The sequence below is a fragment of the Photobacterium profundum genome, from assembly GCF_003026285.1.
GTDB lineage: Bacteria > Pseudomonadota > Gammaproteobacteria > Enterobacterales > Vibrionaceae > Photobacterium > Photobacterium profundum.
The window spans coordinates 1-16,492 of record NZ_PYOD01000001.1; the positions used below are offsets into that span (position 1 = coordinate 1).

Sequence of the window (16,492 nt, forward strand, 5' to 3'; positions counted from 1 at the left end):
GTCTTATACAACAGCTTCATTGTCGAAAATATGATTTAAAAACGATTAATTGACACTAATTAGTCCTATTTTTTAGCTTTGATAATAAAATTCTCATATTTAAGAGGATAAATTCTTTTATTTATTAAAAACTTAACATTAGTTCACCTTTACTGCATATATTCATCAAAAAAACACTAAAAATTGAAATATGCTTATTTCGTGGTCAGGAATAATAATAAAAGAGGTTGCTAACATGTTTAGGTATGTACTCAGTATTTGTCTTTCTTTTTCTCTTATTGGTTGCGGAGGCTCAAGCAGTGACGATGCAATAGAGGCTGTTATTGAAGAAGTGCAAGCAGTAGCAGAGATAGATCCAAACATTGCAGACCTTAATCGTACGCGTAGTGCTAACGTGCAATTTGTAAATACGTCATTAGACTCAATGGATTATTTTGTAAATAGTAGTACCAGTACATCGCTACTTTTTGACCCAAATAATAGAGCTCTTACTAACAACAATAATGAAATTACGAGTAAAAGCTTTGAATGGACAAAAACTGATTCTATAAGAGCCAGCCTCGGTATACAAGATACTAACAGTCAAACACAGCAAGCTGAATTAAAATCAATTCCTATAGAAGACACCGATAAATGGTGGGCAATTGCATGGCGAGATGGTGGTGAACGCCAAGATGATTTAATGCTAACAGCTTTAAAAAGACAGCCATCAGCTATGAACTCTGTGTATAGAGTACGTGTGTTTAGCCAATCAGATACTCAGGTAATAAATACTAATCTTAATGACTTACAAACCATTGTTGCAACGAAAGGTACTATAACAAGACATCTCACAATTCAATCTTGTAATAGTGACTTATTTTTTGGAGCTCAATCTGTAGATTTATGTAATCTAGATATCAGTAAATCTTATTTACTGATAACTGATGGAAGCAACCTGCTGCTTGCAGCAGAAGAAAAACAATAAAAAGTAAAACGATAATTTTGGGTAAAATAAAAGCGCTATGTTAGCTACACTTAATAACGCAGGGATAGCCTACAATTACATACGTAAAAAATTAATGTGGTTTTCTATATGTGTTTTGCAATGTTATTGCACACATATTGGGGAATAGAAAATTAATGATTACTGATATAAAAATATAAACAACAGTAATAATATTAATTATATTACGACAAATAAAGTAGGCAGCGGTGGTAGTATCGCCCCAGTATTATTCTTTGAATATGCTGGGGCTTTCTTTACCCATAAGTAAAGAGTTAGTATTTATTGATTAACGCTTAGTTTGATGACGCCCGCGATTTTTATGTATTTTAGATTTTGCTTTTATACGGCGTTTTTCAGACGTCGAGCTAGAACGACGGTTATCTTGCGCTTTGATTGTTGGATCTGGTTCGTACCCTTCCAGCCACTCTTGAGGTAAGCGTGTATCTAACAATTCTTCAATTGCACGCAGTGCCCACTCTTCATCAATACTCATTAACGAAATAGCACTGCCTGTTAAACCTGCACGACCAGTACGACCAATACGGTGAACATAATCTTCAGCTTGAAATGGTAAGTCAAAGTTAACAACATAGCCTAGCTGTTCAATATCTAAACCTCGTGCTGCAACGTCAGTAGCAACCATCGCGCGTACTTTACCTTCTTTAAAATCACTTAATGCACGTTGACGTGCACCTTGGCTTTTATCACCATTAATAGAAACTGCTTTAATACCATCAAGAATCAGCTCTTTTGCTAATTCATCTGAACCTTGCTTTGTTTTAGTAAAGATTAAAACCTGATTCCAATTTCGAGAACCAATAAGATAAGACAGTAATTCACGCTTACGGTGTTTATCAACTGGATACACCATTTGCGTGACACTTTCAGCGGCAATATTTTCTGGTGTAACTTCAATTAGCTTGGGATCAGCTAAAATATCGTAAGCTAATTTTTTGACTTGATTAGAAAATGTTGCAGAAAACAGTAACGTTTGGCGCTTTCTTGGCATGCGCTGCATGATGCGTTTAATATCAACGACAAAGCCCATATCTAGCATGCGATCAGCTTCATCTAATACTAAGCATTCAATCTTAGATAAATCGACAGTACCCGTAAAAGCGTGATCCAATAATCGACCTGGCGTAGCAATTAAAATATCAACACCCGACTTCAATGCTTTTACCTGAACCCCCATACTGGTGCCGCCATAGGCAACGGCCACCTTAATCGATGTATTTTTACTGTATGCCAAAATACTATCGTGTACTTGTTGGGCAAGCTCTCGGGTTGGTGTTAATACTAAAGCACGGATTGCCTCAGGCTTTTTTATATAACCTTCATCGTGTTCTGATTGCTGACTCGCCAGTAATCGTTGAATCATAGGTAAGCCGAATGCTGCTGTTTTACCGGTTCCTGTTTGTGCACCAGCCATAATATCATCACCAGCCAATACTTGGGGAATGGCTTGTTCTTGAATAGGTGTTGGTGTTTTAAAGCCCAGCTCTGTAACAGTATCAACTAGCTGAGTATTCAGGCCTAAAGCTTGAAATGACATGGTGTTTTCCTACAAACAAACGGTAAAGAGCGCGGATTCTAACAGACCTACTCTGTTATACCAAACCTCTGTTATATCAAAGCTCGAATATAACAAATCACCAATAAAACAAAGCACCGACATGCGGTGCTTAATAATATTGCTACGTGATTATTTTAATGGATATCTATTTTGCAATATTCAAGAATGCAGCACCACGTACGCCACCAGCATCACCGTGTTTTGCTTTCACAATTTTAGGCACTTGTGACACTGATAATAAATGTTTAGCAATTCGCGTTGGCAATTCTTGGTACAGTAATTCGAAGTTAGATAAGCCACCGCCAAGTACAACAACATGTGGGTCTAAACCTGTGAAGATATTTGCTAAACAGATCGCTAACATTTCCATGAAGCGATCAACATGCTCTACTGCTTTTGCTTCGCCAGTAGCATGCAATTTAATGATCTCGATTGCCTTCAGATTATCACCATAATAATGGGCATATAATTGCTCAAAACCACGACCTGATAGGTAATTATCAATACACCCTTTGTTATCACAGCCACATGTAAATAACGGTGCTTTTTCGCCAAGACTAAACCAAGCGTCAATAGGCATACGAGTATGACCAAGTTCCCCTGCTACGTGGTTCATGCCAGAGAATACGTGCCCATCAAACACTAAACCGCCACCAAAACCCGTACCTAAGATTAAACCTAGTACTGATTTTTCACCTTGTAGTGACTCATCCCATGCTTCAGATAAGGCGAAACAGTTTGCATCGTTATCAATAGTAACGGTACGGCCTAATTTAGCTTCTAGATCTTTACGTAAGAAACGCCCTTTTGCAGCAGGGATATTCGACGTTAATACAGAACCATCGCGGGCATCTTCCATGCCAGGCAAGCCAATACCAACTAATCCTTCACAACCTAAATCATTATCTGCTTTTTGAATAATGCTAACGATTGTGTCAACCAGCCTATCGTAATCATCCCCAGGTGTTGCTACACGCTCTGTGGCTACTCGCTCAAGTTTTTCATTAAACGCACCAAACTCAATTTTAGTACCGCCTACATCAAAGCCGTAGTACATCCTGTTCTCCCTAAAATAAATCAAAAGTGATTATCAAATTATTTAGTGCTACTAAATGTGCAACTATTTCGTTCAATAACATTCCCATATTATTGAACGAAATAGCTAGAGATTTATAACGCTGTTACTAGAAAGCGTTGCAGATAAAATTATCCATACTTCTACGCCTACAGACTGTGACGGAGCACTGATTTAGTATGCCACTTTTATAGCGATGATCGCGATTGCTGAAAGAAACAGCAGAAAAATGCATATTTATACCCACGTTACTTTGAGGTAAACACGTAGAGCTCGCTTTAGGTCCTGAAATTTAAAGGCACTTAGAGATATTGACAGGGAATAAAAAAGACGATGAAGAATGCCCTCTCTTCATCGCTACTACAGATTTAAATTGCCGCTATATGATTTTCTAAACGCTTAATCGCAGACTCATCAGGTAACAAACGGTTCATTTTCCCCGTCATGTAACTTTCACGGAAAACATCAAACCACAAATCAAGCACATCAGCATTGTTACCTTCACCAAATAAATCAACAATACGAGCTGCTACCTCAGCCGTGCCCAATTGATTTTCTTTTGATGCTTCACGCATTCTATAACGTGACGGTTTATCTGGGTTAATTGATAAAATGGGGAAACGATCCAGATAGGGACTACGACGGAACATTTTTTTCGCTTCAGACCAACTACCATCGAGCATAATAAACAGCGGACGTTTACCATCCTCAAGCTCAATCTGTTCTGCAACCCGCTCAGGCTCTGCATATTCAGCAGGAAAAATAACGTAAGGCTGCCATTGCGGATCATCTAACAAGGTGAGCATTTCTTGATTAGGCTCTGTACGAGACCAAATGTATGCAAATGTGTCTTCAAATAAATCAGCTATTAAACGCCCAGTATTACTTGGCTTTAATATTTCATCATCAAACATAACCAATAAAAATGCAGCGTTTGATTGAATTATAGGTTTAAGACTACAAATACACAGGTGCTTACGCAGCATACACTGGCGGCAACGTTCGACTTTAGAGCCTCGCGCTTTAAAAGGACGGGTTGAACGAGCAAGTCGTTCTTCATATAGCGTATGTACAGCATGAATGCGCATGGCGGCTTTTACCTGATTCGAGAAAACGCGTGCATTCTACAGAATTTGAACCGCCGGTGTTAATAAAACCCGCTCAATACGCCATTTTACTACTAAAGCTACCTGTTATGAGCCGTTACACATGAATATTCGCTATTATTACGCTTTTACTAATTGATAGCGCATAAGCAGAGCTTGCTGTTGGTGTGCGATATTAGCAACCCTACCCGCTTCATCAACTAGTGTATCTAACTGCTGATTATTTATTTGAGCACGGCTAGCAACCTGTTCAATACTACGACCGACTTCGACCGACGCATCTTCTTGCTGCTGAGTTGCCGCTGAGATTCTGATGACTTTATCGTTAATCGACCCAATCATCTCTTGGATTTGATGAATAGATGTTTGTACATCGCCGCTGAGTTCGATTGAGGATGTCATCTCTTGTCGACTAACCACCATTGCATCATTTGCATCTTTAGCAGCTTGATGTAAATCAGTGATCGTTTGTCGAATAGATTCAGTTTGTAAATTCGTTTCACTGGCAAGTTTTCGTACTTCATCAGCAACAACGGCAAATCCACGACCTTGCTCACCAGCACGTGCTGCTTCAATGGCTGCATTCAAAGCTAATAAATTCGTATTATTTGCAATTGAACTAATAAGCTCGACCACTTCGGTAATCTTATTAACATAATTATCCAGCTCGACCATACGTTGCTCATTAATAACAAACTGCCCTTCCAGTGCCATTAATCCTTTAGTGCTTCGGTCTATCACTTTTACACCATTCAAAGCCAACTGATAAGCTTGCTCTGCTTCCGATTCAGACTCTACGGTGCTTTGGGCGATGTCTTTAATTGACGCTTCTAACTCTGTAATAGCTGAAGCGACGGTAGCCAAGTCAGCACTTTGTTCGTGCAGGGCTTCTCTTGATTGCGATGAAGCAGATTGGCTCCGATCAGCAGCTCGATTTAAACTTTGGCTGTTTTCAGTCAACTTGATTAACGCATTACAGTTATTGCTGTTCGATTCATTCAGCATTCTCGCCAACTGCGAAAATTCTTGAGGGGCACCAGTATTGGCATCTACTGTTAAATTTCCTTCGCTCATCGCTTTAACAGTGCGATCAATTTGCTGAATTGAGCCACGAACAATACGGCTAATCCAAACACCAGAAATAAGTGCCACTAATAATCCTATGCCACTTAATGTAACAAAGAACATTCGCGCGTTATCACTCGCCATCAACACACCTTTTTGCCCTTCTTCAACAAGAGCATCAGCTCCTTTCGTTACATTTTCAAGTAACGCCATTGTCGAATCAATCTGCTGCTGAATGTTGCTTGTTTTAACCGCTTGCTCTTGCATTAATTGAAGGACATTGAGATGTTTTTGTACGATTCCATCTTGGTTATACAATTCTTTCACCATCTGGAATGGAACCGTTAAGCTAGAAAAATCACCAATGCTTTTGTCTACAGATTTCAGCTCATTCCATGCGTATTCCATGCCTGACATATTCGAACTTTTTAAGCTTCTAGCCATTTTTTTTGCTTTATCAACATTAGATTCCAACAATAAAGCAATGAGGTTACTCGCCATTTCCAAAGAATGATTAATAAAGTTAGTCGCATTGTTCATCGCATCAGCGTTATTACCATATAGACCAATACTCAGTCGACTCATCTCTGAACGTACAGAAGAGACGGCATAGTTCATCATTGCTTTATCTGCCTCGACCTGCGCTATTGTAGTCATAATCAGCTGTTGAGCAAGGTAGGTTTCATCAGCTAAGACTTCGATGGCATCAACTTCAGTTTTAAGCTGTTGAATATCATTTTGTAGCCAAGAAATTTGAGATGTTTTAGCTATATACTCTAAGGTATTAATAGATTGATGAATCTTCTCTTGCTGGGTTTGATATGAAAGGTAAGCAGTATCTAACGCTTCAATAGTTTGACTATTAATAATATCAGAGATACTTTTTGATGCTTCTAAAGAGTGTTGAACAATTGCTGAATTATTAATAGATACGGGCAACGCTTGTTGGCTAAGCACATCAAATTCATGAGAAATATTATTTAAGCCTCGATTGCCATAAAAGGTTAACAGACAACCAATTCCCACTAATAACAATAAAACAATCTGAATACTTTTTACTACTGAGAAACGTTCTTTTTGTTGTCGAACCCGTATCATCTTTACTTCCTTGATAAATTAATCACCAGCATTAGAATAACCACTATTTATCGAAACGAAAAAACGTGATCTCGAGCCCAATGCTGTTAAACCATTAATTTACACAAAAAATATGACGAAAATATTTCATCTTATATTTTCATTAATAATATCAAGGTTTTTAAAATCAATCAGGGGTTGGAAGTAACAGAAATTCACTTATAAAAAAAGCGACTATTGTCGCTTAGTATTCAACTTCTATACGGGTATAAGACGTAGGAAAACTATTTTTTCTGACTGATTGCACTATCAAATAAGTTTTTAACCAGACCAATATAATCTTCAAGAAACGAAATTTGCTCAACCGTAGGAGATCTAAGCCAAGCCCCCGCAAGTACCTCACTTAGGTCCTCAACGACGGCATCTGCTTCTTGCATTAACTTGAAGCGAAAGTCTGCATCTAAATCAGGATTTTGCGAAAAAACAGCCATTAGATTTGTCGCAATCATGTCTGTTACAACATCTTCAACAGTTTCTTTACATACATCTTCACTTGCCTTTTCAAACAGTGCAAGATGTTCAGTAAAATATTCAATCAGTGCGTGATAACCTTCAGATTCAACAACCATATAACTACTTTAATACTATTTATAATTGGCTTAATTGTAAGGGTAATCAGTAGAAAAACAATGCTCTACCTCAAAACTCTGCTAAGCGGAATCTTTTTCTTGCTCAACTAAAGCTTCAAATACTGTGCTTTGATTACGTCCAGATTGCTTAGAAATATATAATGCTTTATCTGCATGCTCTAACCATTGTTCATAATTACGCAGTTCTGGGTACCATTCACACACACCTAAGCTGATTGTCACGTTGATTGAACGTACATCAACATTCACCCTAGACTGCTCTATTCGCTGGCGTAGACGCTCTGTAAAATACTGCCCCATATCCGATGATGTATACGGAAGAATGATACCAAACTCTTCACCACCATACCGACCAGCAATATCACTCTGACGCTTGGTACGGCGTAATACGTTAGATACAATACGGATAACACCATCACCAGCAACATGCCCAAAGGTATCATTTACTTTCTTAAAGTGGTCAATATCAAACATGACCAAAGTCGATGGCGTCTGTGTTTGTCGGCAACGCTCAAACTCTTCAGCAAGGCAAGTCTCCCAATGACCACGGTTATACAGTTGTGTTAGCCTATCCGTCATACTTAAGTGAGTAAGTTGCTTATTTGATTCTCGTAAATGTGTTTTGTTTTTCGCAATATCAGATACATCAGTCACTGACAAACAAATATGCGAAAAATCACCATGGAGTGACTTCAATGGTGTAAGTATGAGGTTTTGATACATGACCTCCGAACCACCAGAGATCGGGCTAAAGTTTGAAAAATTAAAGATAGAAGGACGATCTTCCCATGACGTGAACGAACGCATACCTAACTTAAATGTCGATTCAATCTTATTCTTCAGCCACTCTTCTGGTAAGTCATCTAACACATCAAAAAGATTTCGCCCCATGATATCGTCAGAGCTTATACCACTATAAGCCTGCATGAACGTATTCCATGCCATTACGTTGTAGTGTTTATCAATAATAACGACACCCACATCGATATTATCCATCACCTGCATAGTCAGGTGGAAGTCTGCTAACGTGATTTCATTCAATGTAAAGTGCCCATTATTTTTTTGATGACCTGAGTTGATCCACTATCCATCAAAAACAGTACATCACACTCTAAATCTAACGATTCAGCTTGATAAGTATATTCGACAGTAAATAATTCTAATGTACTATTTTCGCCATCTCCCCAGCTCATATATTCTTCTAATACAATCGGCTGGCGAACAGAGAATGGTATATTCATTTGCTCAGACAATGCAACAAGGAAAGATGATACCATCAGGTTTGCAGTATCAATCACGATTTCATTTTTGTTTTCATCCATCTGGCTAAAACCCAATCTTTCACCAAAAACGCCGATATCATCGCCGCGTAAACACACTAACGCTTCACCGTTAATACCACCACCAACAAATCGTTGTGCAATTGCAATGGTATCGTCTGTATTTTTAATATCGGTAATAGCCATTGCCAACTCACCAGCATCCATATGAGCAACGTTAGGCAAAGGCATTTTGATGAACTCACCAAAGTGATCTGAAATAATGGCAGCTCCACGCCCAAGAGCAATATTCGCGACTTCTTTGAACGTATTTAAGTAATCAGACTCGCTATTAACTAACGTTTCATTTTGCAGGGGCGAATGACTTTCTACACTAAGGTCTAAACTGGTTAATAATGTTTTAAAATCTTTAGAGTCAAAAGGTTTACTTAAATAATGATGCGCCCCTAAAGAGAAGCAACGCTCGATTGCTTGTTTTTGAACATCTGCCGATACAACAACGACCTTTGTGTCAAAGTCTCGCACTGGTAATGATTTCAATACATCAAAACCGTCCATCACGGGCATCGTTAAGTCTAAGAATAAAACATCAATATCGTACTGGCTCAAACACTCTAAACCCGCCCTACCATTTTCTGCAAAATGAAGCGTCAAAAAATCACTGTCAGGCAGCAAGCGAGCGAGTGCTTTATGTACAATCGGTGAATCATCACAGATTAAAATACGCTTAGACTTAGCCACTTATATAATGTGTCCCAATTTAACTTTTTCACAATACATATATAATAATCATTTGACTGGGCATTCATAATGCCACTGTATGAAAATTATTGAATAAGTGATACTGATCCTCTTTTAAACCTTTATAAGTTGTTACTGATATTATTATCATGAGTAAAGATCACGTTTTTTAGTCTTTTTTGTTCGCTTTTCGTACAGATATGCATCTAGCTATCATTTCATCCTTTTTAAATAAAAGCGCACTAATCATGAAAATTCTCACACATTCATACAGGGAATAATTTCAATGAATAGTTTTAACATAAATAAAAAATCACACCTAAAAAGGCTTTTATTTCCTGCATTTTAAATTATGTTAAAACGTTGTAATATTGACACTGCTCATCATTATTAAATAGGAACAGCTGTAATGAAAATAGTCCGTTGGGTCTTAGGACGTATCATCCTTTTACTGAATTTCATTTTCTCTCCACGCGCGCAAAAACGTGATAATTCAGAACAAAATCTTGTTAACCAAGATGTTGATAAATTAAAGCTCTACCAATTTGATGCATGCCCATTTTGTGTGAAGGTGCGTCGCTCTGCTAAACGTTTAAATTTACCGCTAGAGACACGAAACGCAAAAGTTGCACCTTGGGAGCAAGAACTGATCAATGATGGAGGTGCACGAAAAGTACCTTGTTTACGCATTGAAAAAGAAAATGGCAGCATCGAATGGCTATATGAATCAAATGATATCATTAGCTATTTAGAGCAACGCTTTGCTTAGTGTTAATTTTGAGCATTATTTATAACATCTAATGAGATTAAGTGAACTAAATCAATTCGTTCACTTAATCTTTGTGCACACTTGAAATAATAGTGAGACACTGTCTAATTACTTGCACTAAAAGCGGTATCAACACTGGCTTTTTGCCAATACGGGACAAAGAATGAAAAAAAATAAAATTATAACAACTGACGATATTCTACTTAAGCTTTGCCAATCTATTTCAAGTGTTTTATCTACCGCGACAGATAGCCAAATCAACTACTCTGCGATGGTACAAAAGATTAATAAAACAAGCTTAAAGCCTGATATCGGATGTTTTGTACTATTTGATGGTGGTTTCACCGGTCTCGTTGTGAGTAACTTCACTCAACAAGCTGCACTTGAAATTTATCAAGCGTATATGTTAAAAATGGGAATTCCTCATGAAGATCTTGCGATTCATCATACTTCTGACGAAGTAGCTGATGTACTGGGAGAACTGATAAATCAAACCGTTGGTGACTTCACAAGCAAGATCCGTCGTGAACTACAAATTTCCATAACGCAGAATCAACCTAAAATGTTAGCGTTAAATAAACAAATTATTCTTTCTGTCGATACTAACCTTGACCGCCCACAAGCGCGTCGTGTTAGCTTTACAACAGAAAAAAATAACATCTTTTATTTAGAACTCGCAATGGATAAGACTGAATTTATTCAACTTGAAGAGTTTGAGCAACATCAAGATATCGATCCTGACGTGATTATCGAAAACGAAAAAAAGCAAAAGGAAAGTAATTTAACACTTGTAAATCAAGCGGATGAACAAGACCTACTTGATGAACTTGGTATTTAACATTCACGAATAGTCACGCATAAATTACAAAAGGCACTATAAGCTACGTTTTCTATCTAGTCATAAATAGAAAACCATGGTGCCTTTCTTTTCTCATTAATCCTATGAATTGTAACTGCTAATATTTTTCTGTTTGCTAGACTAAAAAGCATCTTCAGTTACATGTTATAGGTCGGCGCCATGGCTATTCAGACTAAAGCTTACGCATTGTACAAACAATACATCCCCTTCATTATTCTACTATCCACTTTCGTCGCTTTACCTGCCCTAGCCGAAAAAACTAACTATGCAGAGCTTAAACGTGGTGACGTCATTAACGTCAATTTAGACCAATTGCTACCAACCCAAGCAGTCATAAGCTTGGATGAGGAGTATTATAATCTTGGTCGCTATGCTGAAGACTTAAAGACAATGTACAATGACCTTTGTCGTGTTAACGGTGCTAAGGGTATCAAAAAGTGGGATAAAGATTCGAACCCTACCAATATAAGTACGTACAGCTGTCAGGCAAAGCAAGGAGAAAATATTGATGCTCTCCCCTCAGTAATTATCGGCCCTGAAGATGGTGAGCTATTTCTTATCGATCACCATAATATTCTATCTACCTTCTGGGATATGCCTAACGGCGGTACCAGTGTGCCAATAACATTAAAAGTTGAATACAATCTACTGGGTTCTGGTGATGATTTTTGGCCGGAGTTACTGAATGATCACGAAGTTTGGTTATATAACAATAAAGGAAAAAAGATCAAACCAAGTGCCTTACCTCAATATATTGGTTCTAAACAATTAAAGCACGATAAGTACTTTTCTCTCGCCTATTTTCTAAATGGTATCGCCTATGACATGCCCGATGAGAACAAAGTGCCTTACGTGAAATTAAATTGGTCTCGCGTATTACGAGAGAAAATGGACATCGGTGATTACAATCTTAACAATCTTGATGAATACGCTACGGCACTAACATCAGCTGCAACGATTATCACAGATCTAAAAAGTGACACTGTAATAGGAAGATCAAGCAAAACAGCCAAAGAAATGGGTCAGAAAAGTAGTGTTGATACGAAAGCGTTAGAAAACTTACTGACGAATGAGAAATCAACTTGGCATTATGCGATGGCTTATCGCCTTGCCAAAAAAGAGAAGGCGACACCAAAAAATATTGAAGATGAAAATAATAATAAAGAAGATGATGCCAGCAACAAAAAAGAGTCGAAGAAAAAAGAATCAAAGAAAAAAGACAAGCCCAATTCAATCAATGAAACAGATAAAGTAAAAGCTGAATAAAGCACAGAATGGAAGAATAGGCACTACCGCCACTATAAAAATAAATATTTTTGAACTGAGCCTTACCTTAAGAACAAGGCTCTTTTTTATCACTTAAAGCAGCTAAGTGAATAATCGCTTGCTCTAAAGCTTGTTGCAAAGAGTGCTCTTTAATTGTCGAATAAAAAAATGATTCGCGTAATTGAGCATTATGTAAGTAAACCATTTCAAGGTGCTCTGGAAGGTTATCAATATCGAAAATATCAGATAAACCGTCGGTGCCTTTCTGATCGAGTGCCATTACATTAACCATTATATCCTCGCTTAAATCTTGTGTCATAATCAAAAACCGTTACGTTTGCTACCATAAGAGTAATTCAAACGTAGCAGATTACACCGCCCATTAATGCAACATAAGATTTACAATTAGATCTAAGCGTTAACAGTCATGATGTGAGAATGACAGTGGCGACACAAGACATTGGGAATATATATTGCAGATTCATACACTGCTTATCAGTGTATGAATAATAAAGCGCAGGTAAAACTTTATTTTTTAAAGTTCTTAACCAAAAAGGTATCAAGCTTATTGGCAAAATTTTGTCGATCAGCCTGACTTAATGGCGGTGGCCCACCGGTTTGAACACCAGAGCTACGCATTGTTTCCATGAAGTCTCGCATCTGCAAGCGCTGCTTAATCGTGTCTTTAGTATATAATTCGCCACGCGGATTCAGGGCATGTACCCCATTGGTGATCAATTCATCAGCTAGTGGGATATCGGCAGTAATCACCAAGTCACCAGCTTCAGCCTGTTGAACAATATGATCATCGGCAACATCAAAGCCCGCTAACACTTGTGTTGAACGGATATGTGGTGACGGTGGTACTCGTATATGGTGATTGGCAACTAGTGTCACCATTATGCCTACCCTATTAGCAACACGAAATAAAATTTCTTTAATAACGTTCGGACACGCATCTGCATCAACCCAGATCTGCATATTATTCCTATATTTTAACTAACTCAATACTGAGTATGATAACGCTGAATACAGAAAAGCCACCATTAAAAATGGCGGCTTTTCTAATTGTTTACTTTATTTGTAACTCAAGCAAGCGGTTAAATTAACCAGTAAGACCTTGCTTAGTTAGGTACTCTTCGTAAGTACCGTGGAAATCTTCAATACCATTTTCTGTAATTTCAATGATGCGTGTTGCAACTGAAGATACAAACTGACGGTCGTGAGATACAAACATTAATGTACCTTTGAAGTTTTCAAGTGCAAGGTTCAATGCTTCAATAGATTCCATATCCATGTGGTTGGTTGGTTCATCCATTAGAAGAATGTTTGGCTTTTGCATAATTAGCTTACCAAACAGCATGCGACCTTGCTCACCACCAGAAATTACTTTTACAGATTTCTTGATGTCATTTTGAGAGAAAAGCATACGACCAAGAATACCACGAACAACTTGTTCGTCGTCACCTTCGTTTTTCCACTGACCCATCCAATCAATAAGGTTCATGTCTTCAGCGAAATCTGAGCTGTGGTCCTGAGCATAGAAGCCGATATTGTGGTTTTCAGACCACTTAACCATACCTTCCATAGGTTCCATTGCACCAGCAAGCGTGTTCAGTAATGTTGATTTACCAACACCATTCTGACCGATAATTGCGATACGCTCACCAACTTCGACCATTAGCTTAACGCCATTGATCAGAATGTTTTCACCGTAACCTTGCTTTAGACCTTCAACTTCTAATGCGTTACGGAAAAGAGGTTTTTCTTGATCAAAACGAATAAATGGCGATTGGCGGCTAGATGCCTTCACTTCACTCAATTGAATCTTATCAAGCTGCTTTTGACGTGACGTTGCTTGCTTCGCTTTAGATGCGTTAGCAGAAAAACGGCTTACGAACGTTTGTAGTTCAGCCATCTGTGCTTTCTTCTTCGCGTTATCAGCATGTAGCTGTTCACGTGACTGCTCTGCCGCTGACATGTACTCATCATAGTTACCAGGGAATAAGCGAAGTTCACCGTAATCTAGGTCAGCCATGTGGGTACAAATACTGTTTAAGAAGTGGCGATCGTGCGAGATAATGATCATTGTGCAGTTACGCGCCAACAGAATCTCTTCTAACCAACTAATAGTGTGGATGTCCAAGTTGTTCGTAGGTTCGTCAAGAAGCATAACTTCTGGATCAGCGAAAAGAACTTGAGCAAGAAGCACACGTACTTTAAGACCCGGAGCAACTTCACTCATTAAGCCAAAGTGTTGCGATTCAGGAATACCAAGACCCAATAGTAATTCACCAGCACGCGCTTCAGCAGAGTAACCGTCCATTTCAGCAAATTCTGTTTCTAGATCGCCAACACGCATACCGTCTTCATCTGACATTTCAGGTAAAGAATAAATGTGATCGCGTTCTTCTTTTACTTTCCAAAGTTCTTTGTGACCCATAATAACGGTATCAACAACAGAGTATTCTTCAAAAGCAAACTGATCCTGACCCAACTTAGCCATACGCTCGTTTGGATCTAATGAAACAGTACCACCTGACTGCTCTAATTCGCCGCCAAGGATTTTCATGAAGGTTGACTTACCACAGCCATTCGCGCCGATAAGACCGTAACGGTTACCACCGCCGAATTTAACTGAAATGTTTTCAAACAATGGCTTATCGCCAAATTGCATTGTAATGTTAGCTGTAGAAATCAAAGTACTGTTCCATAAATAGTTTATGTATCAAGCATTAAAAAAGCTGACATCGTCTGTCAGCCTTTTCAATTTTAATTGCGGCATAGTATATCAGGTTTCGTGAGCCACATCACCATTAATAACATTCATAATATGAACAAGTTACCGGTATAGGCATGCAGCCTAAACTTAACACCGATAAACCGCTTAATAGGTAGACGAATAGTCATCTGAATAATCACTATCTGAATAGTCAGTGTCATCTTCATCGCTGTAACCATCGTCGCTATAGTCATTTTCTACATAGTCATCGTTGGTATAGTAATTAGATGATTTAAGGTCAATCACAAACAGGCAATCAAAAGTAATGAGGTTACCATCTTCATCATTAAATTTGCTCATATCTACCATGCCTGATAACCGCACAGTACCTTTACTATTTTTAAAACGTCCAGTACCACGAAGAACTGAATTATTTTTACTTGAAGCGCCTGTAATATGCGTTATCTTAACGCCGTTAGGTGTCACTATGTCATGTAGCGCTTCTTGAACCGTCGTTTCGCCTCGAGTAACTAACTTACCATGTGGTGTCTTAAAAAAAGTGGTACCAACTAACCTAATTCCACCGCCCTCATCATCACTTTTAGCCTCAATGTTAGATAAGCAATCTATCGCTGTACCTATTTCTTTTTGATTCTTCAAGTTAACCAATTGAACTTTAAAACAAATTGCATCGTCTTTATTACCATCCCCATCAATATCAGGTACTTTTCTACTGAACATTTCACCTGTGCCTATTAGATTATAAACAAGGTGTCTATCTGTTTTTTTGTTCTTTCTGTACTTACCGTTATCGTCATACTCATGACCGTAATAGTCATGTTGGCTGTAGTCATCTTCGTTATAGCTATCTTCATCATCACTATATTCATAGTTATCAGAGCTATAGCTATATTTATATTTATATTTGTGCTCATAATAACTATCGTCATCATCGTCGTCATAATTTTTTTCATTATTACTATAATCATCGCTGTAATAATCATTTTCACTATATCGTTCATTGCTTTCATTGCTTTCATAGCTTTTTGCAAAAACATTGAATGAGATACCGAGGCAGATCGCGATAACAATAGACATTAACTTATTGATATTCATTGCCTTTTACTCCACGAACATTTTCGTATAGATCAATGAGTCAATTCGTTACTCATTGTCAACAAAACACAGTTGATCGCAGAGGCACAAGGCAATATTAAATATCGTAATACACCTAAAAAACAAAAAATTAAGCATAAGTGCTTAATAAATGTCGACTCTGCAATGTATTGTCTAATTATTGTAGGGTATGTTGGTGCTA

15 protein-coding genes are annotated in these 16,492 nt (G+C 38.0%); 4 read left to right on the plus strand and 11 right to left on the minus strand.

Annotated elements, in window-relative coordinates; translation table 11 throughout:
- Nucleotides 1–235: 235 nt before the first annotated feature.
- Complete coding sequence (locus C9J48_RS00005; protein ID WP_006231763.1) at nt 236–967, plus strand: hypothetical protein; 732 nt, start codon at nt 236–238, stop codon at nt 965–967.
- A 307-nt stretch (nt 968–1,274) separates the two neighbouring features.
- Here the strand turns inward: C9J48_RS00005 and C9J48_RS00010 are convergent, their stop codons facing one another.
- The 7 genes from C9J48_RS00010 to C9J48_RS00040 all read right to left on the minus strand — a co-directional run bounded on the left by C9J48_RS00010 (nt 1,275) and on the right by C9J48_RS00040 (nt 9,558).
- The gene (locus C9J48_RS00010; RefSeq protein ID WP_006231762.1) at nt 1,275–2,543 is read right to left on the minus strand and encodes a DEAD/DEAH box helicase; all 1,269 of its coding nucleotides are present in this window, start codon (nt 2,541–2,543) and stop codon (nt 1,275–1,277) included.
- 166 nt (nt 2,544–2,709) lie between these two features.
- A complete protein-coding gene (nagK, locus tag C9J48_RS00015; RefSeq protein WP_006231761.1) occupies nt 2,710–3,621 on the minus strand; it encodes an N-acetylglucosamine kinase in 912 nt (303 codons plus the stop codon).
- A 386-nt stretch (nt 3,622–4,007) separates the two neighbouring features.
- Nucleotides 4,008–4,727, minus strand: coding sequence for a tRNA-uridine aminocarboxypropyltransferase (locus C9J48_RS00020; RefSeq protein WP_006231760.1), 720 nt, complete (start codon nt 4,725–4,727; stop codon nt 4,008–4,010).
- A gap of 138 nt (nt 4,728–4,865) precedes the next feature.
- Nucleotides 4,866–6,908 carry a methyl-accepting chemotaxis protein gene (locus C9J48_RS00025; protein WP_006231759.1) on the minus strand — a complete coding sequence of 681 codons (2,043 nt, stop codon included), beginning with the start codon at nt 6,906–6,908 and terminating at the stop codon, nt 4,866–4,868.
- Between the two features lie 263 nt (nt 6,909–7,171).
- The gene (locus C9J48_RS00030) at nt 7,172–7,516 is read right to left on the minus strand and encodes a DUF3802 family protein (RefSeq protein WP_006231758.1); all 345 of its coding nucleotides are present in this window, start codon (nt 7,514–7,516) and stop codon (nt 7,172–7,174) included.
- 81 nt (nt 7,517–7,597) lie between these two features.
- Nucleotides 7,598–8,578: a sensor domain-containing diguanylate cyclase gene (locus tag C9J48_RS00035; RefSeq protein WP_006231757.1), complete on the minus strand. Its 981-nt coding sequence runs from the start codon at nt 8,576–8,578 to the stop codon at nt 7,598–7,600.
- Entirely contained in the window at nt 8,575–9,558 is a 984-nt protein-coding gene (locus tag C9J48_RS00040) for a response regulator (RefSeq protein WP_006231756.1), read from the minus strand. The genes C9J48_RS00035 and C9J48_RS00040 overlap by 4 nt, the downstream gene beginning before the upstream one ends.
- A gap of 409 nt (nt 9,559–9,967) precedes the next feature.
- On the opposite strand from C9J48_RS00040, the gene C9J48_RS00045 reads away from it, so the two are divergent.
- The 3 genes from C9J48_RS00045 (at nt 9,968) to C9J48_RS00055 (ending at nt 12,452) form a co-directional block, all read left to right on the plus strand.
- A complete protein-coding gene (locus C9J48_RS00045; RefSeq protein ID WP_006231755.1) occupies nt 9,968–10,327 on the plus strand; it encodes a glutathione S-transferase N-terminal domain-containing protein in 360 nt (119 codons plus the stop codon).
- A gap of 163 nt (nt 10,328–10,490) precedes the next feature.
- Nucleotides 10,491–11,165, plus strand: coding sequence for a DUF3334 family protein (locus tag C9J48_RS00050; RefSeq protein ID WP_006231754.1), 675 nt, complete (start codon nt 10,491–10,493; stop codon nt 11,163–11,165).
- Nucleotides 11,166–11,345: 180 nt separating this feature from the next.
- Nucleotides 11,346–12,452 (plus strand): ParB/Srx family N-terminal domain-containing protein, encoded by a 1,107-nt coding sequence (locus C9J48_RS00055; protein ID WP_006231753.1) that lies wholly within the window; start codon nt 11,346–11,348, stop codon nt 12,450–12,452.
- Nucleotides 12,453–12,519: 67 nt separating this feature from the next.
- Here the strand turns inward: C9J48_RS00055 and C9J48_RS00060 are convergent, their stop codons facing one another.
- From C9J48_RS00060 to C9J48_RS00075, 4 genes are all read right to left on the minus strand, one after another.
- Complete coding sequence (locus C9J48_RS00060) at nt 12,520–12,771, minus strand: hypothetical protein (protein WP_006231752.1); 252 nt, start codon at nt 12,769–12,771, stop codon at nt 12,520–12,522.
- 209 nt (nt 12,772–12,980) lie between these two features.
- Nucleotides 12,981–13,433 (minus strand): YaiI/YqxD family protein, encoded by a 453-nt coding sequence (locus C9J48_RS00065; protein WP_006231751.1) that lies wholly within the window; start codon nt 13,431–13,433, stop codon nt 12,981–12,983.
- A 124-nt stretch (nt 13,434–13,557) separates the two neighbouring features.
- On the minus strand, nt 13,558–15,153 hold the full coding sequence (locus tag C9J48_RS00070) for an ABC-F family ATPase (protein ID WP_006231750.1): 1,596 nt from the start codon (nt 15,151–15,153) through the stop codon (nt 13,558–13,560).
- 186 nt (nt 15,154–15,339) lie between these two features.
- Nucleotides 15,340–16,290, minus strand: coding sequence for a hypothetical protein (locus C9J48_RS00075; protein ID WP_006231749.1), 951 nt, complete (start codon nt 16,288–16,290; stop codon nt 15,340–15,342).
- Nucleotides 16,291–16,492 lie beyond the last annotated feature (202 nt).

Coding starts and splice junctions, on each gene's coding strand:
- C9J48_RS00005 (WP_006231763.1), top strand. CDS start 236: ATGTTTAGGTATGTACTCAGTATTTGTCTTTCTTTTTCTCTTATTGGT.
- C9J48_RS00010 (WP_006231762.1), bottom strand. CDS start 2,543: ATGTCATTTCAAGCTTTAGGCCTGAATACTCAGCTAGTTGATACTGTT.
- nagK (WP_006231761.1), bottom strand. CDS start 3,621: ATGTACTACGGCTTTGATGTAGGCGGTACTAAAATTGAGTTTGGTGCG.
- C9J48_RS00020 (WP_006231760.1), bottom strand. CDS start 4,727: ATGCGCATTCATGCTGTACATACGCTATATGAAGAACGACTTGCTCGT.
- C9J48_RS00025 (WP_006231759.1), bottom strand. CDS start 6,908: ATGATACGGGTTCGACAACAAAAAGAACGTTTCTCAGTAGTAAAAAGT.
- C9J48_RS00030 (WP_006231758.1), bottom strand. CDS start 7,516: ATGGTTGTTGAATCTGAAGGTTATCACGCACTGATTGAATATTTTACT.
- C9J48_RS00045 (WP_006231755.1), top strand. CDS start 9,968: ATGAAAATAGTCCGTTGGGTCTTAGGACGTATCATCCTTTTACTGAAT.
- C9J48_RS00050 (WP_006231754.1), top strand. CDS start 10,491: ATGAAAAAAAATAAAATTATAACAACTGACGATATTCTACTTAAGCTT.
- C9J48_RS00055 (WP_006231753.1), top strand. CDS start 11,346: ATGGCTATTCAGACTAAAGCTTACGCATTGTACAAACAATACATCCCC.
- C9J48_RS00060 (WP_006231752.1), bottom strand. CDS start 12,771: ATGACACAAGATTTAAGCGAGGATATAATGGTTAATGTAATGGCACTC.
- C9J48_RS00065 (WP_006231751.1), bottom strand. CDS start 13,433: ATGCAGATCTGGGTTGATGCAGATGCGTGTCCGAACGTTATTAAAGAA.
- C9J48_RS00075 (WP_006231749.1), bottom strand. CDS start 16,290: ATGAATATCAATAAGTTAATGTCTATTGTTATCGCGATCTGCCTCGGT.